Annotated in this window: 25 protein-coding genes, 2 tRNA genes and 1 pseudogene; 18 read left to right on the top strand and 10 right to left on the bottom strand. The window is 39.9% G+C overall.

Annotated features, from left to right (window positions below; genetic code table 11):
• Positions 1-466 precede the first annotated feature (466 nt).
• From secD to Q0625_RS12315, 3 genes are all read left to right on the top strand, one after another.
• Positions 467-3,607, top strand: coding sequence for a protein translocase subunit SecD (secD, locus tag Q0625_RS12305; protein ID WP_298827810.1), 3,141 nt, complete (start codon positions 467-469; stop codon positions 3,605-3,607).
• 75 nt (positions 3,608-3,682) lie between these two features.
• Positions 3,683-4,942: an NAD(P)/FAD-dependent oxidoreductase gene (locus tag Q0625_RS12310; protein ID WP_298827813.1), complete on the top strand. Its 1,260-nt coding sequence runs from the start codon at positions 3,683-3,685 to the stop codon at positions 4,940-4,942.
• A 66-nt stretch (positions 4,943-5,008) separates the two neighbouring features.
• Entirely contained in the window at positions 5,009-5,803 is a 795-nt protein-coding gene (locus tag Q0625_RS12315) for a TatD family hydrolase (RefSeq protein WP_298827816.1), read from the top strand.
• A gap of 52 nt (positions 5,804-5,855) precedes the next feature.
• On the opposite strand, the gene Q0625_RS12320 is transcribed toward Q0625_RS12315, so the two are convergent.
• Together Q0625_RS12320 and Q0625_RS12325 are read right to left on the bottom strand one after the other, a co-directional pair.
• Positions 5,856-7,157 (bottom strand): hypothetical protein, encoded by a 1,302-nt coding sequence (locus tag Q0625_RS12320; protein WP_298827819.1) that lies wholly within the window; start codon positions 7,155-7,157, stop codon positions 5,856-5,858.
• 32 nt (positions 7,158-7,189) lie between these two features.
• Positions 7,190-7,894, bottom strand: a complete 705-nt coding sequence (locus tag Q0625_RS12325; protein ID WP_298827823.1) for a hypothetical protein — start codon at positions 7,892-7,894, stop codon at positions 7,190-7,192.
• Between the two features lie 249 nt (positions 7,895-8,143).
• Between Q0625_RS12325 and Q0625_RS12330 the strand changes: the two genes are divergently transcribed.
• Together Q0625_RS12330 and Q0625_RS12335 are read left to right on the top strand one after the other, a co-directional pair.
• Entirely contained in the window at positions 8,144-8,437 is a 294-nt protein-coding gene (locus tag Q0625_RS12330; RefSeq protein ID WP_298827825.1) for a hypothetical protein, read from the top strand.
• A gap of 24 nt (positions 8,438-8,461) precedes the next feature.
• Positions 8,462-8,920: an SMI1/KNR4 family protein gene (locus Q0625_RS12335; RefSeq protein ID WP_298827827.1), complete on the top strand. Its 459-nt coding sequence runs from the start codon at positions 8,462-8,464 to the stop codon at positions 8,918-8,920.
• Positions 8,921-9,141: 221 nt separating this feature from the next.
• Here the strand turns inward: Q0625_RS12335 and Q0625_RS12340 are convergent, their stop codons facing one another.
• The 3 genes from Q0625_RS12340 to Q0625_RS12350 form a co-directional block, all read right to left on the bottom strand.
• On the bottom strand, positions 9,142-9,789 hold the full coding sequence (locus Q0625_RS12340; protein WP_298827829.1) for a hypothetical protein: 648 nt from the start codon (positions 9,787-9,789) through the stop codon (positions 9,142-9,144).
• 145 nt (positions 9,790-9,934) lie between these two features.
• Positions 9,935-10,282: a hypothetical protein gene (locus Q0625_RS12345; protein ID WP_298827832.1), complete on the bottom strand. Its 348-nt coding sequence runs from the start codon at positions 10,280-10,282 to the stop codon at positions 9,935-9,937.
• A gap of 8 nt (positions 10,283-10,290) precedes the next feature.
• On the bottom strand, positions 10,291-10,815 hold the full coding sequence (locus Q0625_RS12350; protein WP_298827835.1) for a hypothetical protein: 525 nt from the start codon (positions 10,813-10,815) through the stop codon (positions 10,291-10,293).
• 261 nt (positions 10,816-11,076) lie between these two features.
• Between Q0625_RS12350 and Q0625_RS12355 the strand changes: the two genes are divergently transcribed.
• Positions 11,077-11,553 carry a hypothetical protein gene (locus Q0625_RS12355; protein ID WP_298827837.1) on the top strand — a complete coding sequence of 159 codons (477 nt, stop codon included), beginning with the start codon at positions 11,077-11,079 and terminating at the stop codon, positions 11,551-11,553.
• Positions 11,554-11,673: 120 nt separating this feature from the next.
• On the opposite strand, the gene Q0625_RS12360 is transcribed toward Q0625_RS12355, so the two are convergent.
• Positions 11,674-12,759, bottom strand: a complete 1,086-nt coding sequence (locus Q0625_RS12360; protein WP_298827838.1) for a winged helix DNA-binding domain-containing protein — start codon at positions 12,757-12,759, stop codon at positions 11,674-11,676.
• Between the two features lie 149 nt (positions 12,760-12,908).
• On the opposite strand from Q0625_RS12360, the gene Q0625_RS12365 reads away from it, so the two are divergent.
• Together Q0625_RS12365 and Q0625_RS12370 are read left to right on the top strand one after the other, a co-directional pair.
• The gene (locus tag Q0625_RS12365; protein WP_298827840.1) at positions 12,909-13,760 is read left to right on the top strand and encodes an AraC family transcriptional regulator; all 852 of its coding nucleotides are present in this window, start codon (positions 12,909-12,911) and stop codon (positions 13,758-13,760) included.
• A 51-nt stretch (positions 13,761-13,811) separates the two neighbouring features.
• Positions 13,812-14,288, top strand: coding sequence for a hypothetical protein (locus Q0625_RS12370; protein WP_298827843.1), 477 nt, complete (start codon positions 13,812-13,814; stop codon positions 14,286-14,288).
• A 3-nt stretch (positions 14,289-14,291) separates the two neighbouring features.
• Here Q0625_RS12370 and Q0625_RS12375 read toward each other — a convergent pair whose 3' ends face one another.
• A complete protein-coding gene (locus Q0625_RS12375) occupies positions 14,292-14,654 on the bottom strand; it encodes a MerR family transcriptional regulator (RefSeq protein WP_298827845.1) in 363 nt (120 codons plus the stop codon).
• Between the two features lie 100 nt (positions 14,655-14,754).
• Between Q0625_RS12375 and Q0625_RS12380 the strand changes: the two are divergent.
• From Q0625_RS12380 to Q0625_RS12425, 10 genes and pseudogenes are all read left to right on the top strand, one after another.
• Positions 14,755-15,531: pseudogene (locus Q0625_RS12380) on the top strand (SDR family oxidoreductase).
• A gap of 150 nt (positions 15,532-15,681) precedes the next feature.
• Entirely contained in the window at positions 15,682-16,272 is a 591-nt protein-coding gene (locus Q0625_RS12385) for a Uma2 family endonuclease (RefSeq protein ID WP_298827848.1), read from the top strand.
• Between the two features lie 87 nt (positions 16,273-16,359).
• Entirely contained in the window at positions 16,360-16,740 is a 381-nt protein-coding gene (locus tag Q0625_RS12390; protein WP_298827850.1) for a DoxX family protein, read from the top strand.
• Positions 16,741-16,823: 83 nt separating this feature from the next.
• Positions 16,824-18,086, top strand: coding sequence for a putative DNA modification/repair radical SAM protein (locus Q0625_RS12395; RefSeq protein ID WP_298827852.1), 1,263 nt, complete (start codon positions 16,824-16,826; stop codon positions 18,084-18,086).
• 36 nt (positions 18,087-18,122) lie between these two features.
• Entirely contained in the window at positions 18,123-18,860 is a 738-nt protein-coding gene (locus Q0625_RS12400) for a TIGR03915 family putative DNA repair protein (protein WP_298827855.1), read from the top strand.
• 141 nt (positions 18,861-19,001) lie between these two features.
• A complete protein-coding gene (gene murC, locus Q0625_RS12405; RefSeq protein WP_298827858.1) occupies positions 19,002-20,354 on the top strand; it encodes a UDP-N-acetylmuramate--L-alanine ligase in 1,353 nt (450 codons plus the stop codon).
• A gap of 46 nt (positions 20,355-20,400) precedes the next feature.
• Positions 20,401-20,482 (top strand) — tRNA-Tyr (locus tag Q0625_RS12410).
• A gap of 74 nt (positions 20,483-20,556) precedes the next feature.
• The gene (locus Q0625_RS12415) at positions 20,557-21,540 is read left to right on the top strand and encodes a ketoacyl-ACP synthase III (protein ID WP_298827861.1); all 984 of its coding nucleotides are present in this window, start codon (positions 20,557-20,559) and stop codon (positions 21,538-21,540) included.
• 17 nt (positions 21,541-21,557) lie between these two features.
• Positions 21,558-22,751, top strand: a complete 1,194-nt coding sequence (gene mnmA / locus Q0625_RS12420) for a tRNA 2-thiouridine(34) synthase MnmA (RefSeq protein ID WP_298827863.1) — start codon at positions 21,558-21,560, stop codon at positions 22,749-22,751.
• An 86-nt stretch (positions 22,752-22,837) separates the two neighbouring features.
• Positions 22,838-23,743, top strand: a complete 906-nt coding sequence (locus Q0625_RS12425) for a hypothetical protein (protein WP_298827864.1) — start codon at positions 22,838-22,840, stop codon at positions 23,741-23,743.
• 177 nt (positions 23,744-23,920) lie between these two features.
• Here Q0625_RS12425 and Q0625_RS12430 read toward each other — a convergent pair whose 3' ends face one another.
• The 3 genes from Q0625_RS12430 to folB form a co-directional block, all read right to left on the bottom strand.
• Positions 23,921-24,301, bottom strand: coding sequence for a hypothetical protein (locus Q0625_RS12430; protein WP_298827867.1), 381 nt, complete (start codon positions 24,299-24,301; stop codon positions 23,921-23,923).
• Positions 24,302-24,333: 32 nt separating this feature from the next.
• A tRNA-Cys gene (locus Q0625_RS12435) sits at positions 24,334-24,404 on the bottom strand.
• A gap of 48 nt (positions 24,405-24,452) precedes the next feature.
• Positions 24,453-24,806, bottom strand: coding sequence for a dihydroneopterin aldolase (folB, locus tag Q0625_RS12440; RefSeq protein WP_298827870.1), 354 nt, complete (start codon positions 24,804-24,806; stop codon positions 24,453-24,455).
• Between the last annotated feature and the right edge of the window lie 43 nt (positions 24,807-24,849).

A 24,849-nucleotide genomic window follows, 5' to 3' on the forward strand; every position in this document is an offset into this window, starting at 1 on the left:
GCTGGTTCAGAGCATCTGCCTTACAAGCAGAGGGTCACTGGTTCGAATCCAGTAGGACCCACCACTAAAACAGTAAAAGGTAAAAAGTAAAAGACAAACTTTTATTTTTTATCTTTTTGTTTTTATAACTCCTTTTAGCAACAACCTAAAGTCTGTTCTTTCTTAGAATACAATTCTACAACTTTCTAAAAAACAATTTATTGCATTTTTTCCTAATTAGATTACACAGGCTTTTTGGTTAGCATTAAAAGCTGCATACCTATATCTGACACAAGCCGCAAACTCGCATCAATGTAGGTTAGTTATTGCCCTATTCATACCTATTTTTGCCGCTCCATTCACACTTACCTAATTACTTTTCACCTAATAAAATGTTGTTAAAAAATTTTTCCTCTCAAAAGAGGTATTTATTTACATAATTTTCATATATTTGCACGTTTTTTGAAATAGTATAAATCATTGTAAAATGCAAAACAAAGGATTAGTAAAATTATTTGCCTTACTCTTTGGTTTAGTGAGCATTTATCAGCTCTCCTTTACCTTTGTAGCAAATCGTCAAGAGAAAAAAGCAGAAGAATTTGCAGCCCTAAAAGTACCTACTTCCGTAGAAGATTATTCACATAAGCGTGAAAAGATAGTAAGCCATTATTTGGATTCTATCGCCAACGAGACTGTGTATCACTTAGGGATAGCCAGTTACACCTTCAAGGAAGTAAAAGAGAGAGAGCTCAAACAAGGGCTTGACCTTAAGGGAGGTATTAACGTAACCCTACAAATATCTGTACATGATATTCTTCGTGGGCTTGCAGATAATTCCAAGAATGCTGACTTTGAAAAAGCTTTAGCACAGGCCGACAAGCGTCTTCGTGAAACCGACCAAAGCTATATAGACCTTTTCTTTGAGGCTTTCGAAGCTACTGGGGCTAAATTGGCTTCAGCTGACATCTTCGGTAACAAAACCCTTAGCTCTCAGATTACTCCACAAATGAGTAACTCTCAGGTGCAACCTATCATCAGAAGAAAAGTAGATGAATCCATCTCCTCTGCCTTCGAAGTATTGCGCAAGCGTATTGATAAGTTTGGGGTTACTAATCCTGATATTAAGAAATTGGGTAACTCAGGTCGTATCTCCGTGGAACTTCCTGGTGCTAAGGATATTTCACGTGTGAAAAACCTTTTGCAAAGTACTGCCCAATTGGAGTTCTGGGAAACCTTCAAGGCTTCAGACTTTACTATGTTCTTTGGTCAGCTCAACGCTGCCCTACAAGCTAAGGAAGCTCCTGCTAAAGCGGAGGAAACTACTCCTGCTGAGGCTACTACTACCGCTACAGATACCCTTGCGACTGCAGCTACAGACAGCTTGGCTCGTAATCAGGTAGATGAACTCTTAAGCAAAACTACTGAAGAGAAAAAAGATACTTTGGCTCCTGCTCAAAAGAATCCCCTATATGACCTCTTCCAGCTAACTCAAGGAGAAAACTCTCCTTCCATAGGCTATTTCTTAGCAGCTGATACTACCAAATTACTTTCTTACCTTCGTGGTGATGAAGCTAAGAGGTTAATGCCTGCCGAGCTTAAGAACGCTAAGTTCGTATTTGGTAAGCCACACAAGTTGGACAACCTCCAACAGCTCTACCGCCTATTCATGCCTTACGAATATGAGCAAGTTCATGCCGCTGAGGCTAAAACCTTTAAGGATCGTTTGCAAGGCCTTTTGCGTAAATCTGACCTTGTAGAACTATATGCATTACGTGGAAACCGCACCAATGAACCACCACTTAACGGAGGGGTAGTTACAGATGCAGTACAAACTTATGACAACCACAACCAGCCTTGTGTATCCATGAATATGAATAGTGAAGGCGCTAAAATATGGGAAAACCTTACAGGAAAAGTATTTACTGAAAAAGGAAATATCGCTATCGTACTGGATAATATCGTATATTCTGCTCCTAGTGTTACCTCTGGCCCTATTGCAGGAGGTAGTACCCAGATTACAGGTAACTTTACCGTATTGGAAGCACAGGACTTAGCCAACGTACTCCGTGCTGGTAAATTGCCTGCCTCTGCCGATATCGTACAATCAGTAGTGGTAGGGCCTTCTTTAGGACAAGAAGCGATCACCAGCGGATTTATCTCTTTTGCTATTGCAGGGCTAATCATCTTCTTCTGGATGCTCTTCTACTATGGTCGTGCAGGGGTTTTTGCTGATATCGCCTTACTCTTCAATATCCTACTTATGTTCGGTATCCTAGTGAGTATCAATTCCGTACTTACCCTCCCTGGTATTGCGGGTATCGTACTTACCATAGGTATGTCCATAGATGCGAATGTCATTATCTTCGAGCGTATCCGAGAGGAGTTAAGGAATGGTAAAGCACTCACTCAAGCCATTCAGGATGGATTTAGCCATGCAATTACCTCCGTACTTGATGCCAATATCACCACTTTCCTTACAGGGGCAGTGCTCTTTATCTTCGGTAGCGGACCTATCAAAGGTTTTGCCACTACCTTGATGATTGGTATTATAACCACTATCTTTACCGCTGTATTTATCACTCGCTTACTTATCGATCGATATGTAGCCAAAGGTAAAGACCTTTCTTTCAGTACTTCCATCACTAAGAATCTTTTGGCCAATGTGAATGTAGATTTCCTTTCTAAGAGAAAAGTATGGTATGCTATCTCTGGAATACTTATTCTCATTAGCTTAGGATCTATGTTTACCCGTGGTTTTGACCAAGGTATTGACTTTGTAGGAGGTCGTTCTTACCAAGTACGTTTTAAGAACCCAGTAGAAACTCAGAAAGTGGCTAGCCTTCTGAAGAAATCTTTAGGTTCTGTAGAGGTGAAAACCTTTGGAGCTGCTAACCAAGTACGTATCTCTACCAAGTACAAATACAATGACGAAAGTACCCAAACCGATAATGAAATCCAAGAAATCCTCTACAAAGATCTACAACCTGTCATGGGTGAGCAGATCTCCTATGAAGAGTTCATGAGTGGTGAAGGACTTGGGGTAATGAAGTCCGACAAGACAGGGCCAAGTATTGCTGAAGATATTAAGAGCAGTGCTGTATGGGCAATTATCGGTTCGCTTATCATTATCTTCGGATATATCCTAGCACGTTTCCGCAAATGGCAATTCTCTATGGGAGCTGTAGCCGCCCTTACCCATGACGTGATTATCACTTTGGGGGCATTCTCTTTGCTCTATTCTGTGATGCCATTTAGCCTTGAGATAGACCAACAGTTTATCGCGGCAATCCTTACCGTAATTGGTTATTCCTTGAACGATACGGTGATTATCTTTGACCGTATCCGTGAAGAAATAGGTAAGAGTGGCTGGAGTGCTCAAACACTCAACCATGCGATCAGCACTACTCTAAGCCGTACGCTGAACACCTCCCTTACTACCTTGCTTACCCTCTTGGCGATATTCATCTTTGGTGGGGAAACCCTCAGAGGCTTCATGTTTGCCATGATTATCGGGGTAGTTGTTGGTACTTATTCTTCTATCTTCGTAGCTACTCCATTGGTATATGATACTTCCAAAGGTGAACGAAAAAAAGAAGAAACAAAAGAAGTAGAAGAACATAAAAAATAATTTACTTCATTGTCATATTATTTACTAATATTGTAAAATCTGTGGGGAGTGTTCCCCACAGATTTTTTAGCATTTATGAAAGATATAGCTGATGTAATTATTATAGGAGCTGGTGCTTGTGGACTTTTCACCGCTATCAATATAGCTGAAAAAGCCCCTCATATACGCATACGAATCCTTGAAAAAAGCAAAGAAGCCCTTAGCAAAGTACGTATCTCTGGCGGAGGACGCTGTAACCTTACCAATGGAGAGACAAACCCACGCGAATTTGTCAAGAACTACCCTCGTGGTAACCGTGAGCTATTGGGCGTATTTTCCCGCTTTTCTCCCCAAGATACCGTCCGCTGGTTCTCTTGGCATGGAGTAGCCATAAAGCAAGAAGCTGATGGCCGTATGTTCCCCCAGTCCAACAGCTCCCAAACGATTATAGACTGTTTCCTTTCCTTGGCCAAGAAGTATGGCATTGAGATTCTATACCAGCAAAACATCCATGCTTTTTCCTATGAGCAGGAGGTATGGAAGGTGGTCGGAAATGATACTTTCTATGGCCGACACTTGGTAGTCACCACAGGAAGTAATCCTAAGATATGGAAGCTATTGGCCGAGTTAGGACATACCATTGTACCGCCCGTCCCCTCTCTCTTTACCTTTGCCACAAAGGATTTTTTTATAGAGGGACTAGCTGGAGTAAGTAAGCAAGTAAGTGCCAAACTATTGGATAGCCATTTGGCTCCACTAAAAATACCCCTTATAGACAAACAAGGACTTGTAGGAGCACTACTTATCACCCACTGGGGTTTTAGTGGTCCTGCCGTGCTTAAGCTCTCCGCCTTTGCCGCGAGAATCTTGGCTGAATTGGAGTACAAGTTTGCCCTACAAATCAACTGGTTAGCCGAAGGGGAAGAGATCCTTAACGCTGAGGAGACCCTCTCTATTTTGCAAGAAGAAAAGCAAAAGCATCCCCGCAAGGAAATGCAGAATCATTGTCCTTTTTCCCTAACTAAAAAGCTATGGAACAAGCTCTTAGATCGTTCAGGGGTACTCCCTCACCAGCTATGGGCGGAGCTGAACAAAGGACAGTTACACACCTTAGCTCAAACCTTAACCGCTAGTACTTTCCTTATTCATGACAAAGCCCCCTTCAAGGAAGAGTTTGTTACCGCCGGAGGCGTTTCCCTCAAGGAGATAGATTTCAAGAACTTCCGTTCTAAGCTATTCCCTACGCTCTATATAGGAGGAGAAGCCTTGGATATAGATGCCGTTACAGGTGGCTATAACTTCCAAAACGCTTGGAGTGGCGGCTACCTGATCGCAGAAGGAGTGACAAGTGAATAGCGAATAGTGAAGAATGAAAAGTGAATAACTAATAACTCAAAATTTAAAATTCAAAACTAAGAACTAATGATAGATATAGGCCTAAACCTAACCAACCGACAATTTGTCCACGACCAAGAAGAACTCCTCTACCGTGCTGAGGAGGCGGGCGTAACCCAAATGATACTCACCGGCACCTCTCTTCGCAGTAGCAAAGAATCCTTTGCGCTTGCCAAGGGCTACCCTACCCTACTCTATAGCACCGCAGGAGTACACCCCCATAATGCTAAGACGATGAACGAACAGACCATTCCCCAGCTCAGCACACTACTGAAGGAAAAACAAGTGGTTGCTGTAGGAGAATGTGGATTAGATTTTGATCGCGATTTCTCGCCACGCCCCGTACAAGAGCAGTGTTTTCGTGCCCAACTTGCCCTTGCTCAAGAAGTGCAAAAGCCACTATTCCTACACGAGCGCGCTGCCTTTGACCAATTTGTAGGGATTCTCAAGGATTACACCCATCTCCCCAAGGGTGTAGTACATTGCTTTACAGGCAGTTTGAGTGAGGTAAAAACCTACCTTGAGGCAGGTTACTATATTGGTTTTACAGGTGCCATTAGTGACACCCGCCGATTTGCTTTCTTGGAAGAGGTAGTCCGTTATGTACCCTTAGAACATATACTTATAGAGACCGATGCGCCCTTTATGCTTCCCAAGAATATGCCTGCACATGTGCTAAACCCTCGAGATAAACGGCGCAATGAACCCGCTTACCTCCCCTATGTAGCGCAAAGTATCGCTCACTTTAAGAAAATTAGCGTCAAGGAAGTAGCGGAGACAACCAGTAAGAATGCGAAAGAGCTTTTCTCCCTTAGTGAGTAAGGGGAAAAGCTCTCTCAGACTTAGGAAACTTGTACTCTATGGAACACTATCTTCATATATCCTCATCATTGTCTTCATCCATCGTTTCATCTCCTTCAACTATTCTCTTTATTTCTTCTTTATCCCATTGGAGTACTCCTTGACATACTAAGCTTTCATATATATTCTCAATAGCATTATTTCTATCCTCTCGTGGTTGTCTCTTATTCAACAAATTACAATCTTCTAAATAAGAGCAATAGGATTCTAAAATACCTCTTTTCGATATTTCGTATTCCCGATATTTTTCTTCTATTTCGTCCGTATCTACATCTTTTATTATTGCGGCTTCTTGCTGCCAATTATAGATACTCCAATTCATCTTAGCATCAAAAATAGGTTCGGCTTTGATATAAAATTTATCCATAGGAAAAATACGGACAATATCATCATATATATTTCTGATAATGACAGTATTGCCACTGACCTCTAACTTTCCCTTTATAGAGAAATTTGTTTCTATTTCCTTTGGCCATACTTTTTTTGCTCTTGTTTGGACTACATGCTTCTGATAGGGCTTTTTATGAAAATCATTATACTGGTAGAATCCCTCTCTATCATAATAATCGCCATATTCATATACAGTAGTATCTACAAGGGCTGTTATCTGAATTTCTTCTACACCCTCCAAGGGGAGATACGTATATAGGAATTTTACGCCTAACAAATCCTCTAAGTTCTTTCTGTTTTTCAAAAAATATTTTGGAAGGACTTGACCATTATTAAGAGCCTCTACTATTTCCTGACAAACACAAGGTATATAACAACGCTCTAGAAAACAAAGACCTATATTGTATACCCAATTCTCTATAGTACTTATTCTTACAAAAACTTCTTCAAAAGAAGCATATGTTTTTCTTGCTATTCTTTGCATTGTTTGAGATAATCTCTTGTCATTTCCCTCCTGCTTATACGCTATCATAAAAACCTCCTTCCCATTGGCATCTGCTGTTTGTTTTATTCCGATATAGATCAGATTGCTATCTTCTATATAAGCAGACATAACAAAATCTATTCCTTCAAAAACAGTACTATCTATCTCATACCTATATTGCCCCTTAGCTTCATTGGCGATTCGCTCCTTATCACCTTCATTATATTCATAATATTCTTCCTTATAGGCTATGATGACATCAACTATTTCTTTTTTTGTTACTTGTGGTATATCAATTGCAATAGCCTCAATAACTTCTTCAAACTCCCTTATATTGAGACAACTATTATATCCAAGATAAGGTAGTACTTTCCTATATGAAGATAGGATTGTTTCCCTTAGCTTTTCAGGTAATTGAGATTCATGATCTAACAAATTCATATTTATCTATTCTTTAAATGTTCAACATTCAGTTATTCAACAACATACCATCTTTCAGGATAGGTATCATAAGGTTCTGCCTCAAGGAGGTATTTGTCTGAGGGAAAAGTTCTTACAATCTGTCCCATTCTATTTTTTATGATAATAGTATTGCCACTTACCGCTGCGATTCCTATATACTCCCAAGTATCATGTTCTTCCTTATAGGTTATAGTCTTATCTGTCTTTATCAGTAAGTACTTAAAGCCGTTCTCTATAATATATTGATTCATAGACTCATCATAATCATACACTTTGGTTTCCGTAATTTTCAGCGGAATAATCTTTATCAGCTGCCTACAAGGTGCATGCTCATCATATATTAGCTGCTTATCTATATCCTTCCCTAAGAGATAATACTCCCAAGAAGGTCTTGTTATATGAGTAAATTCACTTGGAGATACTCCCATCTGATTTAGCACCGCTGAAAATTTCTTAAGGATGTATGCGCTGTATTGTGGTGCTACTTTATAACAGGTCTCCCTATACCAACCTTTTAGCCGAGCTATTCTTTCAAATGCTTCCTCAAAGGAGTCATAGATAGTATCCCTGTAATAGAACTTTTCCCCTTCAGGCGTTTCTTCTCTATCTATAGAAAAACTTTTTGTTTCAAATACCACCTTAGGTTTTTTATCATTATCTTTTTCTTGCTGTTGGAATATTCTGAAAAATTCCACTCTTCTTTCACGATTATCCATATTACAATATTTTTATTTCCCCCTACTCTATTACAGGCTTTTCGGGATACGCCCTTGTGATTCTTTTTCTGGAGACAAAGATATAGTTGTTGCTGGACAAAATGTGACCGTCTTGTATATTTTTTTAAGAGAAATAGAGAATAGAGAGTCTATCTCCCTTATGGTTATTGATTATAGTAATAAAGAGCGAAATATTTGTTTATTAGGAGAAAAATAACTACTTTTGTATTATAGAATTTTCTTCCAGTTATGCAAAAACAAAGAGTTGGTATTATCCATTTCCTTACTAAAGAAGAAGGCGGGCGAGAACAACCACCAACCACCGTTTTAGAGTATCGTCCTACCACTCATATCGCTCAGTTGGCTCAGCCCAATTGGAGTATCATCATTACCTTTGATAAGCCTATGAAAGAGGGTCAATACAGTGCTTTGTGTCACGTAAGGTTTCTTTTCGACCATGCTCCTGAGTATATATTAGACGAACTCAAGGAAATGGAGGTCTATGAAGGAGCGAGAATCGTTGGAAAAATAGTGTTTGAATAGTGATATTATTAAAGAAAATACCTTATGAATTATCTAAAACGATTAAAACAGAGTGGAGAATTTGAGTATTCTATAGGGGCTAATGCTGAAGAAATTAAGCATATAGAAGAGGAATTGGGCATCTTGCTCCCTGAGGCATATATGGATTTTCTATCAGAATGTGGTTCTTGTAATTATGGCGATGTCTATATCAATGGTATTTACAAAGAAAAAGACAGCATATCCTATCCTATTGTGGAACTAACTAAACAACTAAGAGAGGACTTACATCTTTCAGAGGATTTTATCGTACTACATTACGAGGTGGACGAATTTCTAACTTTATATAAAGTTTCTAATAAGATACACCTGAAAGATGCGAAGGTCTTCGAAGCAGAGGTTTATTGCAATGATAAGGGGGACTTTGAAATCGACAAACCTACGCCTATGTTTAATTCTTTTGAGGAATATTTTGAAGACTTTTTAGACTTAGCAGAAGATTAACCCAATGAAAACAGAAAAGATATTATTAGCAGGAGCAACTGGCTATTAGGCAAACATCGGTTAAAGGCGTTTTTTGAATCTATAAATTCATCAGCTGATAGATAAATTCTTTCTTAGTCTTACTACCATCTATAATCATATAACAAGCCGTCAGCAGTTCGGTATTTTGCAAAGAAAGTTATATAATGGTTATATATACTTGCTATCAATAAAGAGTAATCCTACCATTCAATCTCTTCTAACTCATCAATAGGTAACTTCATTGCTTTATATTTAGAAATGGATAGTTCCTTTATGTAGTCAAAATCCTCTTTTCTATTTAAGTATTTTAAAATACACAAGGCTTGTAGTGCATTTTTATTTTCTACATTCCAGTGAACTAAAAAATCCCAATCACAGGCTTTTTGTGTCCATATCTGCCCCTTCTCGAAAAGCGTGATAAGTTCATCCCTATATAAGTCTATTTCCGAACTATCGTAGAGGTAACAATTTTGTACTTTTGCTGTTTGAAAAAAGGGAGCTATATCCCTCCAATTATAAATACCCCCTATTATGGGAGCTTTCTTTTTAATGTTTTTAAGCAATTTCTTTTTCAATTGGTCAGGGATATTTCGCTTTTCTATGGAATTTTGTTGTACCTGATTGCTTATATGGGCTATTTCCTTTTGGAGTATTGAGAGAGAAATATCCAACAAATAATAATCTTGTCCAGTCTTTCTTCTTACATCAAAAAAATAACCATAAGAAAGAGATATATCATTTTTCAGAATACCCATATAAGCCTTATAGGTATCATCAAAATACAAACCAGCTTTTTGCATCTTATCTTCTAATATACTTCTAATTTTATCAAGGATAGTTTCCATCATGCAAATGTTATTGGGGTAATAAGCTTTCTTGCTTATACTATGTCTGTTAGGGGGACAACACTTTCTATATTCTCTCCTATAAAACTCATTAATTCTTCTTTATTCAAGATACTTTTTACTAGATTGCCGTTCTGTCTCAGTCTCACTACCATCTGTAATCATCTAATAAGCCGTCTGCAGTTCGGTATTTTGTAAAGAAAGTTACATAATGGTCATATATCTTCAAATCAAACAACTTACTATTATTGTATTTTAGGCACAACTGATATTCGCTTATTTCTCGTTCTATCTCATCGGCCAATAGGATACTAAAAGCATCAATACATTCTTGATATTCTTTGCATAAGGTAATCAGCGCCTCACTCAACGAATTTTCTATGAGTCGTGCCCTATAACAATAAGCTACTGAGGGAATAGCTTCTATATGATCGATCAAAGCATAATCCCCTTTTGTTGGAGATATTATATAATCGGTTTTTATTTGTAAGACCATCTTTTTTCCTATTCCCGATAAAGTCCTTTTTCTTTCAATATTTTTGCAGGACAATACGCTATTTCGGCTGTGGTATAAATACTATTAAAATCCAAATCATATAGCAAAGGAGGAAATTTACATTCATAAATCACTTCCTCTGCTAATTTTGTATAATACAACTGGTTATTAGGATACTGGGGACATTCTATAAAGCTATTATAAGAGAGCAGGAAGTCAAATAGATAATAAATTGTGGAAGCAAATATCTCAAAAGAAGAAGGTTCCTCCCTCAAAGAGCCATAGACTTCTTCGCTTATAGAACACCAATCAAAATTTAAGTGATATAAGGGCATCTCCATCAGGACAAACTTCTGTAAAGAATAACTCTGAAAACTTGCTTGATAATGATTTATATGACTTCTTAGTATCCAATCCTGCAATTGTGAGGTGTGTTTTTGTAGCAACAAAAGATAAGGCAGATTAGTATTACCCACTACCTGTAACATTTCTTCCTTTGTATCCCTATAAAAACACTGCCATTTCTTCTTCATCTGTTATTTATTCTAAACTATTTTTATTCTCACATAAAGCACACTATATCACCACACAAAAATATAAAAATTAAAAAAGCCAAACAAATAATTTCTGCAGTTAGTCATTAAAGGCTGATACAGACTATTTACTTATCAATTAAGCAATTAGAAAAAAAAAATTTGTTTTTATATATCTTTATTCTAAATAAAGGCACGATTTTTGATAAGACAATGAGCTAATGAGCTAACCATTCATTGACAAGTTAACAAATTATAATCATGATAAAAAAAATTCTCTTTATTTCCCTTTTAGTTATTTCTGTAGGGGTGAATGTAGTTCTTATCAGAAAGATGTTTGTAGGCAACACTCAAGTCCTACCCAATGATACCCGTGTGAGTATCATTGTAAGCCGGTCCAATAAGGACTTCGTTATGCACGAGATGCGCACCTTTGTAGAAGCACTTCATCAGATCAATGTCGGCATAGCCCAGAACGATCCTGCTCTTATTGCCAAAGTAGCCCGTGCTTCGGGTGGTTCGGTAGCAGGACATGCCCCCGCAGGCCTACTTGCCTCTGTTCCTGCGGAATTCAAGACTATAGGCTTCGACACCCATGGCAAGTTTGACCAAATCGCCGAGAGTGCCGAAAAGAACTTTGACCCTAAACATACCGCTGCACAAGTTACTGAACTGTTAGGCAATTGCGTTGCCTGCCACAAAATGTATAGAATGGACATTGATCCAAGTAAAAAATAAAAACGTAAAAGTAAAAACTTGTTATCTGTTATTCTATCTGAACAACAGGCTCGTTATAAACCCATACCCTCCAAGAGGCAAATTGATGTTTATTCAGTTTGCCTCCTTGTTATTTTGAATCTATGATCCATTAGCTGTTGTTACTTTGCAAAACTCCACAAACTGATTTACCGCCTCTTGTAGGCTTCGCTGCTTGACTTTGCTTTTCTCTGCAAAAAGTTCTGTGATAAGGTTTGCCCCTTGCTTATCAATACTTGCTTTCCAATTGCCTACCACTCTGCCTTCGTGCAGAATTACAGGTTTGAAAATACCAAAGTTGTTATGTGCCTTAGCTGTATGTTTCTTTTCAAGCGCTACCCAGCGGCTTTTGTAACCTATCAGATACTCATCATAGGGTGGAAGCAAAAGTACCATTCTTGCATAATCGGGACAGTCAAGAGTACTATGATATAGGTACATTGTCTCTTCTTCTACTTTTATCTCCTCTATTTCATTGGCTATTAAGGTCAAAGCTTTCCTGCATTGTGTTTTGGACAATCCCGACCACCAAGCGAAGTCCTCTAAAGAAGCAGGCGAATGACTCCTAAAATACTTTAGGGCTAGCTGCTTCAGTGCTTCATCAGGAGTAAGCGAGCATATTGTAGACACTCTTTCCGACAGCAATGCCCAAGTGGCTTCCCTACCTTGCATCACCCCTGAACACAGGAGGCCCTCTATCTCACTCCGAACTAATAAGGAAGTCAGTAGCCTATCGTCAGGTAAGAGTCCTAAGGAGGTGAGTTGTTCTGCAATAGCTTTTTTAGGTAATGACTTACCGCCTGCTAAGAGTTCCTGTAAGGCTTGAGTTATCTCCTGAAAATGACTTTCTGAAAATGAGACATTGATACTCTTATACCACGATTGTAAGGTTCGCAAATTCCGCTCTTTACACAAGGGAAGCAACCAACCTATATCTGTTTGGCTCACTACTTGTACAGTACATCGCAAGAGATGAAGGCGTAAGAGTTCAGCCTTAGCAAATGCCTCTTGGAGCCCAACTAACTGTGGTGTCCGCTGCCGTATCCCTATCGCCCAACGAAAATAGTTATAGTCCTGCGCTTGCATAGCCCCCTGCCAAGCTACTATATCTTCTGGTCTTTCGTATAGGGGAGAAAGCAGTTGCTGGTTTAGCATTCTTATCTGAATTGCTTCTTGTTTGTTCATCATCTTTATTTTTACAAGGGCAAAGATACAAATTTAGTAATTAGTTACTCCTGTGATTCATACATTTTTAGCAAGATAGGAAAAGTATTTTACTAAAAATCACTGTATCTTTGCCTCGTAAATCAGTGGTCAACCACTCAAACCTAACTTACATGCGAACTATTACTTACAACGACTACACCCAACGTATCAATAAGGTGGTTGCTTATATCAACGACCACTTAGATGCATCCTTGGACCTAAAGACCCTCGCCGAAGTGGCTGCCTTATCCGAATTTCACTTTCATCGTGTCTTCAAAGCGCTCAAGGGAGAGACTATCGGGGCACATATCACTCGCTTAAGGCTGGAAGCTACTGCACGTCTATTGCGTTATACCCCTCTTCCCATAGAAGAAATTGCCTTCAATATAGGGTATGAAACGCCTGCTTCCCTATCCAAAGCCTTCAAAAACCAATATGGCATCACTCCCTCTGAATACAGAACCAACAAAGATATTTACATTATGAAGAAAGAAATTATCAACCCCAATTTGGCACTCAAAGCTCCTAAAATAATGGATTTAGAACCTAAAAACCTTATCTATGTAGCTCTCACTGGCGAATATGGCACCTTGAACTACGGCAAAGCCTATGAGCAATTGTGGGCTGTTGTGAAATCACAAAAGCTATTTACCAAAGGTATTGAGTCTATAGGTGTATTCTATGACGATCCAAAAATCACTGAAACCTCCCTGCAACGTTCAGAAATTTGTCTATCTATTCACAAACCCGCCCGTCCTGAAGGCGAAGTAAGTTGCAAGAGCTTGGCGGGAGGCAAATATGCCGTCTTTTTCTATCAAGGAAGTTACAGCCATTTGGCTGCTGTAGATGATGCTGCTATGCGATGGGTGGTAGAAAGTGAATATGAACTGAGGGACGAACCTCTATTTGAGAAATACCTTAATGACTCTCGCCGTACCCCTGAAGAAAAACTAAAAACAGAAATATATATCCCTATTCGTTAGTCAATGCTCCTTTAGATAACAGCTGTCACCTAGAACCTAACACCTTTTATCATGACAAAAACAGAAAAAACTATTGGTATTCTCTTAGCCATTGCCTTATTACTACTTACAGTTTCGGGGAGTGGTTACTTCTTCTTTAGCCTAAAAGTAAATTTTGTACAATGGCTATCTTATAACGCTTGTTCTCATAGCAGTTTGGTATATTTAGTAGGCTTTGTGATTTTTCTATATAGCAGAAATGTTACTTGGTTGGCTCTTGCTTTTCTGCCAATGTATTACTTCGGCACTATGGGACTGTTCACCTTTACATGGAGTGGCGCTAATATCTTTGCACAGCTATCACATATCACTATGACACTGAACCTCATTTGGGCAGGGTATATGCTCTATCGTATAGGTGATTACAAGGCATTTGCATGTGGCTTGCTATATAGTATTACGCTCTTTGTCCCTTTTATTTCCTTTGTAATGTACTATTGTCGCACCCATGCGGAGGAAATCAGCAACTTATTACAAATGACCCCATAGAGATCAATCGTTATGACTAGGAACTGACGAGCTATCACCGACGACTAACTGTCCCATTTTGCTAAGCATTTCCTCTATCATTGCCATACGCTTCTTTACTTTTTCTACGGAAGCGTCCAAGGTATACCCCTCATCAAGAAGTTCCTTTATGAGGAGTATTTTTTTGATATTCAGATAGTCATAGCGACGATTCTTCCCTTCCTCTTCTGTGAGGCTCTTGAGAATCCCTTTCTCTTCCCAATAGCGTATCTGTCGGGTAGGAATCCCTGTTATTTGGGATACCTCTCCTATTCCTACCACTAACTTCTTAAGAAAATCAAAGTCTAATAGTAGCTCCTTAGATTCTTTCTGCTCCGTCTTTTCCATCGGTTGTAAATTATTTACAAAATAGGTTGCAAATATACAATTTTTTATTGTAACTTTGCAATTTGTAAATAATCTACAATTAACGAAAATAATCAACAATATGAAAGTATTAGAAAACAAAAATGCGGTAATTACTGGCGGAAGTGATGGTATTGGTTTAGGAATAGCTAAAGCCTTTGCGCAAAATGGGGCAAACCTTTTACTCATAGGGAAAGACCCTAACAAACTTCAAAAAGCCAAAGAGGAGCTTCTTAGTGAATTCTCTGTACTTGTTCACACCCTTGCTGCTGATTTGTCGGCTACTGAGAATATCTCGGAGATAAGCCAAGCTATTTTGGGCGTATTTCCCTCATTAGATGTCTTGATAAACAATGCAGGATTGGGTAAATTCGTACCTTTCGATCAGGTCGAGAGTTCGTTATATGATATGCACTTCAACCTCAATGTAAAAGCACCTTATTTCCTTACCCAAAAGCTACTACCTGCTCTTGTAGAAAGCAAAGGAAATGTGATCAACATATCCTCTTACTTTGCCCATCGTATGCTGCCCAATAGAGCCACCACTGTATATTCCGCTACCAAAGGAGCTCTGAACTCCTTTACCAAAGCTTTAGCTTTTGAGGTAGGTCACTTAGGAGTACGTGTCAATGCCATTGCTCCTGGAAGCATCTCTACTCCTCAATTCAATCGTAATCTGCAAGCACTCACCAGAGAGAAACAAGCAGCTTTTGAAACAATGGTCAAAGAAATCTACCCTTTGCAGCATATCGGAACCCCTCAGGATATCGCCTAAGCGGCTGTATTCCTTGCCAGCGACAATGCCTCTTGGATTACAGGTACCATACTAGCAGTAGATGGCGGACTGACAACGAATTAGTTTTGAGTTTTAAGTTATTTCGAATTTAACTTATTCTTCTGCACTGCCCTATTGACTTTCCTCTTCAAATATTGTATTTTTGCAATTCAGTTGTCAGAGGTCAGTTTCTGATGACTGACTTCTGACTAATAACAACTAACAACTGAACCCATGAGCACTGTAATCACGAATATTGACCAGTTAGACCTTGTCAATGGCATATATACCTATGCCGATTATCTGATGTGGAATATCAAAGACCGAGTAGAGATTCTCAAAGGTAAAATCTTTAAGATGAGTCCTGCACCCGCTATTTCTCATCAAGGCATATCCTTTAATCTATCGGGGTTATTCTTTATGTATTTTCACAACAAACCTTGCAAGGCCTTTGCCTCCCCCTTTGATGTCGTTCTTAAAAACAAGAATGGTAAGGAAGATACCGTTGTACAACCAGACCTCTGTGTAGTATGTGACCCTGAGAAATTAGCTGACGGGAAACGCTGCCAAGGCGCCCCTGACCTTATCATAGAAATTCTCTCCCCTGGTAATTCTAAAAAAGAAATGCTTAACAAATATGAACTCTATGAGGAAGCAGGGGTAAGAGAGTATTGGGTTGTACGCCCAGACTACAAAGAGATTACCCAATTTGTTTTAGAAAACAACAAATATCGCACACTCCCACCTATTGTAGAAGGTACTATCATTCACTCAGCAATCTTCCCTGAGCTGAGCTTACAAACTGAAGATATTTTCAGATTGTAATTCTTTCAGCTCTCTAAAATTACCTCATGTTAATTTTCCTTTTAAAAAAAACACCTATCTTTGCACCAGAATTTAAATCATTATATTATGAACTGTAAGAAAAGAAAAATTGCTGGTTATATCCTTTCTGGATTAGTAACTCTTATTTTTGTAGCTACTGGAGCTATGAAGTTCACTGGAGGTGAACAAAATATACAAACGGCCGAATTGGTAGGAGGAAAGAACATATTGTATATCTTAGGAGGTTTGCAATTGCTTTTTGCCTTACTTTTTTGGATTCCTCGTACTGCTGTGGTAGGCTTTTTGCTTATGGCTTGTTATATGGCCGGAGCTATGGCTACTCATTTGGTTATCAAAGAATCCTTTGTCTTACAGACAGGCATTGAAACCCTTATCTGGGTGACTGGATTTGTTCGTTTCCCTGAACTTATACAAAGACTTTGCCCTTGTAATAACTGTAAACAGTAATCAGAAGTCAGTGGTCAGTCATCAGAAATTGACTGCTGACCACTAACAACTGACTGCTGACTTCTGACCACTGACCACTATCCATGGATTTTGAACGTATCAAAGAAAAACTCGCCATTTTAGCCGATGCTGCTAAGTATGATGTATCCTGCTCGAGTAGTGGGAGTACACGTCGTGGCAAAAAAGGCGAATTGGGCAATGCTGCTCCCTTGGGAATCTGCCATTCCTTTACGGAAGATGGGCGGTGTATCTCCCTGCTCAAAATCCTTCTGACCAATCACTGTATATATGACTGTGTGTATTGTGTCTCTCGCCGCTCGAACGATATTGCTCGTGCGGCTTTCTCTGTACAGGAAGTGGTGGATCTGACTATCAACTTCTACCGAAGAAACTATATAGAAGGCCTTTTCCTAAGCTCTGGTGTATTCAAGGATGCCGATACCACCATGGAACGCTTAGTAAGAGTGGCCAAAAAACTGAGAGAAGAGGAACACTTCAACGGCTATATACACCTGAAGACCATTCCTGGGGCGAGTGAATTACTTATCCACGAGGCAGGACTCTATGCCGATCGCCTTTCTATTAATTTAGAGATTCCTACCAAGGAGGGTTTGAAGCTCTTAGCCCCTGAAAAAGACCACAAGCAGATGATTGCTCCTATGCAACAGGTGAAGAAAGAGCTAGCTATCACCTCTTTGGAGCAAAAAAAATTCAAACACACCCCCAAGTTTGCCCCTGCTGGACAGACCACCCAGATGATTATTGGGGCTACAGCCGAGACAGACCAAAAGATTATCCATGTGGCGAGCTATATGTATGAGAAATTTCAACTCAAGCGGGTGTATTACTCCGGTTATGTACCTGTTCTTCAGGACAGTCGCCTCCCCTCTATCTATAGCCAAGTACCTATTGTACGAGAGAATCGCCTCTACCAAGCCGATTGGCTGATGCGCTATTATGGTTTTGACCCCAATGAGATTCTTGACCCTACGCAACCTTTTTTGGATTTGGAGATAGACCCTAAGCTCGCTTGGGCGTTGCGTAATCAGCACCTCTTCCCCATCGATATAAACACCGCACCGCGAGAATTACTCCTACGTATCCCTGGGGTAGGAGTGAGATCCGTACAGAAGATCTTATCCGCACGGACTTTCCAAAAACTCACCTACTATTCCCTCAAACAAATGGGAGTAAGTCTCAGTCGTGCTAAGTACTTTATCACTTGTAGTGGTGCAGAACCCTTGGCAGGGAGTATGGATAGCCTAAGACTGCGTCGCCTTATCATTGCTAACAGCCAGAGCAAACAGAAAAACAGCTATGACCCCATTATACCCTTTCCCAATTAGCCTATTGGCAAATTGGCACATTAACTAATTGACAAATTGATACATTTACTCTACGATAGTTCCTTTGAAGGATTCCTTACAGCTGTTTTTATAACCTTTGAAAGACGTTACTCACAGGTGATTATTACTCCTGAATATCGTCACACCCCTACCCTATGGGACGAAGAGCAGCGTGTATATACTGATCCTACCAAAGCCCAGCGCGTACTGAAGAGGATCAAAACTATATGGGGCACAGAGGGGGTAACCATTGTACTTCAGGCATTCCTTTCGGAAGAAATCGCAATAGAAAACCATCTCTTGGAGGCCATTCGCCTGATGATCCAATACCCCGAAGCAAATATCTTAGAAAACTATGGTCATAAGGCTATTGCCCATATTCGAAAGGCTGCTAAGAGTGTAGGGCGTGAGGTACATAGAGTAAAGGAATTTGTTCGCTTTGAGCAAGTGGGTACGCTCTACTTTGCCAAAATAGTACCTCAGTATGATGTATTGCCTTTGGTGATTCTCCACTTCAAAGCACGTTTTTCAGACCAAGAGTGGATACTCTTTGACCCCGATCGTGCTTATGGATTCTACTACGACCTCAAAGAAGTGATTTCTTTTACCCCTGCCGACAAGAATTTTGGCAAAACCAGTCAATCTTCCGATGACTATGAGCAGCTTTGGAAAACCTACTTCCAGCATATCAATATCTCTGAACGCAAAAACACCCATTACCAACTCAGGAATATGCCCAAGCGCTATTGGCAATACCTACCTGAGACAAAATAACTCAAAATTTGTTCCTCTAGCCCGCTGAGTATTTAAAAATTATCCTTACCTTTGCGTTTATTAATTAGACAATTTGCCAATTACTCATCAGCAAATTAACTTGTTGACTCATTGGCAAATTAGCTCATTAACTCACGAACCATGGAACATATTTATTTTATAGGCATAGGAGGGATTGGCATGTCCGCTTTGGCTTTATACTATCACTTCAAAGGAAAAGAGGTGCGTGGTTATGACCGTACCCCTTCCGATATTACGGAGATGCTCTCCCAAAAGAATATGGCTATTACCTTTTCGGAGGACTTGGATTTTATCCCCAAAAACTACACCCCTGAAAATACATTAGTAGTCTATACCCCTGCCATCCCAAAGGAACATAAGCAACTTGTATATTTCCAAACACATGGCTACAAGGTCTGCAAGCGTTCGGAAGTATTAGGGCTTATCACCGAGGACAGTTTTTGCTTAGCCGTAGCAGGTACCCATGGCAAGACAACTACCAGCAGTATCTTAGCTCATATCTTGGTAGAGTGCAAAGCACCTGTCAGTGCTTTCTTAGGAGGTATCTGTGAGAATTTCCAAAGCAACTTCATCTGTAAGGGGACTGAACTTACGGTAGTAGAAGCCGATGAGTTTGACCGCTCTTTCTTGCGCCTAAGCCCTTCCATTGCTTGTATCACAGCAGTAGATGCTGACCACCTAGATATCTATGGAACAGCGGAAGAATTCCAAAAGGGATTTGAGGACTTTACCCATCGCCTCAAACCTGGGGGCAAGCTCATTGTACGCAAGGGACTACCCTTTGCTGGACTTACCTATGGCATAGCCGATGGTAGCGATTATGAGATTTCTCAGGTAAAAGTACAAAACGGAGGCTATCACTTTACGTTAAGCTATACCGATCCTAAGACAGGTCACCGTGAAGAGGTCAAGGACTGCACCCTCTTCCGTCCTGGTGAACACCACCTACTCAACGCCTTGGCTGCGGTAGCAGTAGCTCATCAGGCTGGCTATCCCTTAGCTGATTTGACTCGTGCCTTAGCGAGCTTCAAGGGAGTAAAAAGGCGCTTTAGTTATATCATCAACACCCCTGAGCAAGTCTTTATAGACGACTATGCCCACCACCCTACCGAGCTGAATGCACTCTATAATGGGGTAAGAACCATGTATCCTGATGAGGAGATAACCATTCTCTTCCAACCACACCTTTTCACCCGCACCCGTGACTTTGCTGACGGTTTTGCTAAGAGCCTTTCACAGTTTGACCGTGTGCTGCTGTTGGATATCTATCCAGCCCGAGAACTCCCCATAGAGGGAGTAACCTCCCAATGGCTTTTGGATAAAATAGAGAATCCCAACAAGATGCTCTTATCCAAACCCGAGATTATCAACTACTTGCAAGCCCACCCTGCTCGTGTTTTAGTGCTAGCTGGTGCAGGAGATATAGGGGTAGAGGTAGAGAAGATAAAAAAGTTTTTGGAAAAAGACGTATAAAAACTTGCACAGCAAAAAAAAAGTACGTACTTTTGCGGCCGAAAACGGGAAGATACTCAAGCGGCCAACGAGGGCAGACTGTAAATCTGCTGGTTTTACCTTCGCAGGTTCGAATCCTGCTCTTCCCACGATGTCATTCTTTAGTGAATGACTTTTTTTTTATTCTTAGAAAAAGCATTGCCAATAAACCCTATATTTGTGAATGATGAAAAGTTATATCAAGGCTATTTCTACCTACTTTCCTAAGAATATTCTTACCAACGATGCCATTTCAGCGCAATTTCCTGAATGGAATAGCGAAAAAATTCTTCAGAAAATAGGTATTGAGCAGCGTTACATCGCCCAAGAAGACGAATGCGCCTCCGATATGGCTGCCAAGGCCGTACTAAACCTTATTGAGGAACATCATTTGGATAAAAATGCCATTGATTTTCTTCTACTTTGCACCCAAACTCCCGATCACATTCTCCCTACTACAGCTTGTATTGTACAAGAGAAAGCAGGTCTGCCTACTTCTTGTGCGGCTTTGGACATTAACCAAGGTTGTTCAGGCTATATCTATGGACTTTCTCTAGCTAGTAGTCTCATTGCCTCTGGTAATTTTAAGAATGTGATTTTAGTAACGGCAGATACCTATACCAAGTATATACACCCCAAGGATAAGGGTAACCTAAGTATCTTCGGAGATGCGGCTACCGCTACCCTTGTCTCCACCGAAGGAGCGTATTGCATTGGGAAACCCACCTTAGGCACCGATGGTGCTGGTGCTGAGAATCTTATCATTCGCAATGGGGGTACCCGCTCCCCTCGCAACGAAAACCCCGACGATTTGGACAATTTCGTGGATATGAAAGGAGGGAAAATCTTCAATTTTATCGTAAAACGCACCCCAGAGGTAGTCTATAACAATCTAAAGACAAACAATTTAGATATAAAAGACATTGATTTATTTGTCTTTCATCAGGCCAATACTCATATACTGAATAAGGTACGTGAGGAAATGGAAATCCCTGAGGAGAAATTTGTAATTGAGATGCGTTATTATGGCAATACGATCTCTTCCACCATTCCCATTGCTTTCTCCGAACATCTACGCAAATATCCTCAGAAAGCAAGCGAAAAGATACAATTTGTCGGCTTTGGTGTCGGATATTCATGGGGCGCCATTTGTATAGAAAAATCTTAAAAAGAAAGGAAACAATTATGAAACGTGTAGTAGTAGGACTTAGTGGAGGGGTAGATAGCAGTGTGTCCGCCTACCTACTCCAAAAGCAAGGATATGAGGTCATTGGTCTCTTCATGAAGAACTGGCATGACGATTCGGTTACCATCTCCGACGAATGCCCATGGCTTGAGGACAGTAATGATGCCCTTATGGTAGCCGAAAAATTAGGAATCCCTTTCCAAACGGTAGATATGAGTGTACCCTACAAACAACGTATTGTGGATTATATGTTCCGAGAATACGAACGTGGTCGTACCCCCAACCCCGATGTACTCTGCAACCGTGAAATCAAGTTTGACACCTTTATGGAATATGCCCTCAATTTAGGTGCTGACTATGTAGCTACAGGGCACTATTGCCGTAAGGAAGAAATTGAGGTCAATGGTCAGACGATCTATCGCCTATTGGCAGGAAAGGATCAAAACAAAGACCAATCCTACTTCCTATGCCAGCTCTCCCAAGCACAGCTGAGCCGTGCCCTCTTCCCTATCGGCGATCTACAAAAGAGTGAGGTACGCGCCATTGCCAAAGAATTAGGGCTTGTTACTGCCGAAAAGAAGGACTCGCAAGGACTCTGCTTTGTTGGCAAGGTACGCCTACCTGAGTTTCTCCAACAACAACTTTCCCCCAAAAGAGGAGATATTATCCAAATCCCCAGCACTTGGCAAGGTTATCAAGACAAAGAAAGTCGTAAGCTCTTTGAGTGCTATGAAGATGAGCTGAAGTACTATGCCGAAAAATACCACTATTCCCCCACGGATGGAAAAGTAGTTGGACAGCATGAAGGAGCCCATTTTTTCACCATAGGACAGCGCAAAGGACTTCATGTAGGAGGTACTGTAGAACCTCTTTTTGTGATAGATACCGATACAGAGAAAAATATCATCTATGTAGGGGAAGGACATGCCCATCCAGGTCTGTTCAGACGCACGCTATTTGTTAAAAAAGAAGACATCCATTGGATTCGCACCGATCTGACACTTTCTTTGCACCAAACTATGGAGGTAGCAGTTCGCATTCGTTATCGCCAACCTCTACAAAAAGCCACTTTATACCTGACAGACAGTGGGTTATATGTAGATTTTTCTACTGCACAAAGTGCTATTACCTCAGGGCAATTTGCTGCTTGGTACTTGGATGATGAGCTTATTGGCTCTGGTGAAATATATTAATTATGAGTTAAATCATTAAATATGTTTCATTCTTAAACAAAATTTCCTACTTTTGTCCTAATAAAAGAATTAAAAACCTATTTTTTATGTCAGTAGAATTACAAAACAACGGAATGCCTGAAAGAAAAAAAGGAGGTGGTCTTATCATTGCTTTGTTGTCCATAGGACTTGTAGGAGCAGGAGGCTATGCTTTCTACCAATCCAACGAAGCTAGAAAAAATGAAGAAGCCATTTTAGAAAAACGCGATCAGGTTGTCAAAGAATTAGAAAATTTACAAAAGGATTATGACGAAGCGGTAACTATTTCTAAGCAGAATGCCGATGAATTAGCCGATGCTAAAGCTCGTATTGCTCAATACATTGACTCGCTTAAGAATATGAAAGCAGATATCAATGTACTGTTCAAGTATCGCGATCAAGTAGAAGTACTTAAGAAAGAACGCAAACGCCTATTGGCTATCAACGACTCCTTGCGTAAGTACAATGTAAAAGTAACCCAAGAGCGTGACAGCACTGCTATGGCACTGAATGTACGTACTACTCAGCTAGATTCTGTCTCTCAGAAGGCCAAAGAACTAAGCAAAGTGATAGATGAAGGTTCTATCCTTAGTCTCAAGAGCCTTACAGCCCAAGGAATGAAAGAAAAATCAGGAGGTAGATATGTAGAGAAAGAGCGCTCTGGAGCGGTAGATAAGATTAAAGTATGCTACACTGTGGGAGTCAATAGAATTGCCCCTGTGGGCAATCGTACTTTCTATGTACAAATACTTAGCCCTAATGGTATTACCTTAGGAGACAATGACACAGCCACTGTTGGAGAAAGAACTGTAAATTACAGTGCTGTAAAGAAATTCTTGTATGAACGTAACCCTGTGGATGTATGCGAGTATATCTCCTCTATCACTACCAAATATGAACCAGGTACTTACCAAGTGTTTGTATTTGACGATCAATTGCGTGAGGTTGGAAAAACAGAAGTAACCTTACGATAATATTTTAAGCAGACTTATAAATAATAAAAAACGGCTTATATAAGCCGTTTTCTTTTTTTGATTTTTGCGTTTAATAATTAATAAAAATAAAGATAGAGATAATTTTAGTTTTTATTCCTTAAAAAAGGCCATCCAAATAGGATAGCCTTATATAAGTTACTTATTTTCAGTTTTTTTCTAGAAAATAGACTGTAGATCCTTTTTGTAACGTGCTAAAAGAGAACGAGTAATACCTAAATTTGCTTTAGAAGAATCTACAACTAAGAATACAAAATAATTTCCATTAGGAGCCAAATCAATCACATGAATTTGGTTAGTCAAGGTAATGAGAATATCTTCAATCTTCTCCTTATCTTCCAAACCTAGAATACGCAAAGCACTCATTTTTGCTTTTACCACTTCCAAGTTGTAAGCAGATGCTAAGTTAGGATCCAAATTAGGGTCAGCAGATGCTGCTACATAAGACACACCTGATTTCACCTCTGTCACAGAAACAGCAATAAATCCTGGTACATTAGTTCTGATATCCTGTACAAATTTGTCCAATACATTAGTCATAAAAATGCGGTTTTAAATTCTAAAATTTAGTGAGGCATCAAGCGGATTCGAACCGCTGTAGAAGGTTTTGCAGACCTCTGCCTAGCCACTCGGCCATGATGCCTTTTTACAGGGTGCAAATGTAGGACTTTTTTTTTAAGTGCGCAAATAATTAGTCAATTATTTTTACACTCACTTGTGCTACATCTCCCCCTATAGGTGGGTTTATTTTTGCTACTTCTATCTCAACAGAAGTAACACTTTGAAATTCAGCTTTTATAGCTTGTAGAATACGCCCTGCTACATGTTCCAATAGGCGTGAACGTATAGCCATTTGATCCTTAACAATTTGGTTAAGCCTTACGTAATCTATGGTGTCTGAAAGACAATCACTATCTATAGAAGTAGTCAGATCCGCCCAAACAGTCATATCTACGCGATACCAACTACCTATTTGAGCTTCTTCTTGTAGGCAACCATGATAGGCATACACCCTAATATCACGAAGAGAAATATTACTTTTCATGCGTTATTATCTTTCAGTACAGTTACAACCACCGATACCTTGG

This window comes from uncultured Capnocytophaga sp., from assembly GCF_938029845.1.
Taxonomy (GTDB): Bacteria; Bacteroidota; Bacteroidia; order Flavobacteriales; family Flavobacteriaceae; genus Capnocytophaga.

Coding starts and splice junctions, on each gene's coding strand:
- secD (WP_298827810.1), top strand. CDS start 467: ATGCAAAACAAAGGATTAGTAAAATTATTTGCCTTACTCTTTGGTTTA.
- Q0625_RS12310 (WP_298827813.1), top strand. CDS start 3,683: ATGAAAGATATAGCTGATGTAATTATTATAGGAGCTGGTGCTTGTGGA.
- Q0625_RS12315 (WP_298827816.1), top strand. CDS start 5,009: ATGATAGATATAGGCCTAAACCTAACCAACCGACAATTTGTCCACGAC.
- Q0625_RS12320 (WP_298827819.1), bottom strand. CDS start 7,157: ATGAATTTGTTAGATCATGAATCTCAATTACCTGAAAAGCTAAGGGAA.
- Q0625_RS12325 (WP_298827823.1), bottom strand. CDS start 7,894: ATGGATAATCGTGAAAGAAGAGTGGAATTTTTCAGAATATTCCAACAG.
- Q0625_RS12330 (WP_298827825.1), top strand. CDS start 8,144: ATGCAAAAACAAAGAGTTGGTATTATCCATTTCCTTACTAAAGAAGAA.
- Q0625_RS12335 (WP_298827827.1), top strand. CDS start 8,462: ATGAATTATCTAAAACGATTAAAACAGAGTGGAGAATTTGAGTATTCT.
- Q0625_RS12340 (WP_298827829.1), bottom strand. CDS start 9,789: ATGATGGAAACTATCCTTGATAAAATTAGAAGTATATTAGAAGATAAG.
- Q0625_RS12345 (WP_298827832.1), bottom strand. CDS start 10,282: ATGGTCTTACAAATAAAAACCGATTATATAATATCTCCAACAAAAGGG.
- Q0625_RS12350 (WP_298827835.1), bottom strand. CDS start 10,815: ATGAAGAAGAAATGGCAGTGTTTTTATAGGGATACAAAGGAAGAAATG.
- Q0625_RS12355 (WP_298827837.1), top strand. CDS start 11,077: ATGATAAAAAAAATTCTCTTTATTTCCCTTTTAGTTATTTCTGTAGGG.
- Q0625_RS12360 (WP_298827838.1), bottom strand. CDS start 12,759: ATGATGAACAAACAAGAAGCAATTCAGATAAGAATGCTAAACCAGCAA.
- Q0625_RS12365 (WP_298827840.1), top strand. CDS start 12,909: ATGCGAACTATTACTTACAACGACTACACCCAACGTATCAATAAGGTG.
- Q0625_RS12370 (WP_298827843.1), top strand. CDS start 13,812: ATGACAAAAACAGAAAAAACTATTGGTATTCTCTTAGCCATTGCCTTA.
- Q0625_RS12375 (WP_298827845.1), bottom strand. CDS start 14,654: ATGGAAAAGACGGAGCAGAAAGAATCTAAGGAGCTACTATTAGACTTT.
- Q0625_RS12385 (WP_298827848.1), top strand. CDS start 15,682: ATGAGCACTGTAATCACGAATATTGACCAGTTAGACCTTGTCAATGGC.
- Q0625_RS12390 (WP_298827850.1), top strand. CDS start 16,360: ATGAACTGTAAGAAAAGAAAAATTGCTGGTTATATCCTTTCTGGATTA.
- Q0625_RS12395 (WP_298827852.1), top strand. CDS start 16,824: ATGGATTTTGAACGTATCAAAGAAAAACTCGCCATTTTAGCCGATGCT.
- murC (WP_298827858.1), top strand. CDS start 19,002: ATGGAACATATTTATTTTATAGGCATAGGAGGGATTGGCATGTCCGCT.
- Q0625_RS12415 (WP_298827861.1), top strand. CDS start 20,557: ATGATGAAAAGTTATATCAAGGCTATTTCTACCTACTTTCCTAAGAAT.
- mnmA (WP_298827863.1), top strand. CDS start 21,558: ATGAAACGTGTAGTAGTAGGACTTAGTGGAGGGGTAGATAGCAGTGTG.
- Q0625_RS12425 (WP_298827864.1), top strand. CDS start 22,838: ATGTCAGTAGAATTACAAAACAACGGAATGCCTGAAAGAAAAAAAGGA.
- Q0625_RS12430 (WP_298827867.1), bottom strand. CDS start 24,301: ATGACTAATGTATTGGACAAATTTGTACAGGATATCAGAACTAATGTA.
- folB (WP_298827870.1), bottom strand. CDS start 24,806: ATGAAAAGTAATATTTCTCTTCGTGATATTAGGGTGTATGCCTATCAT.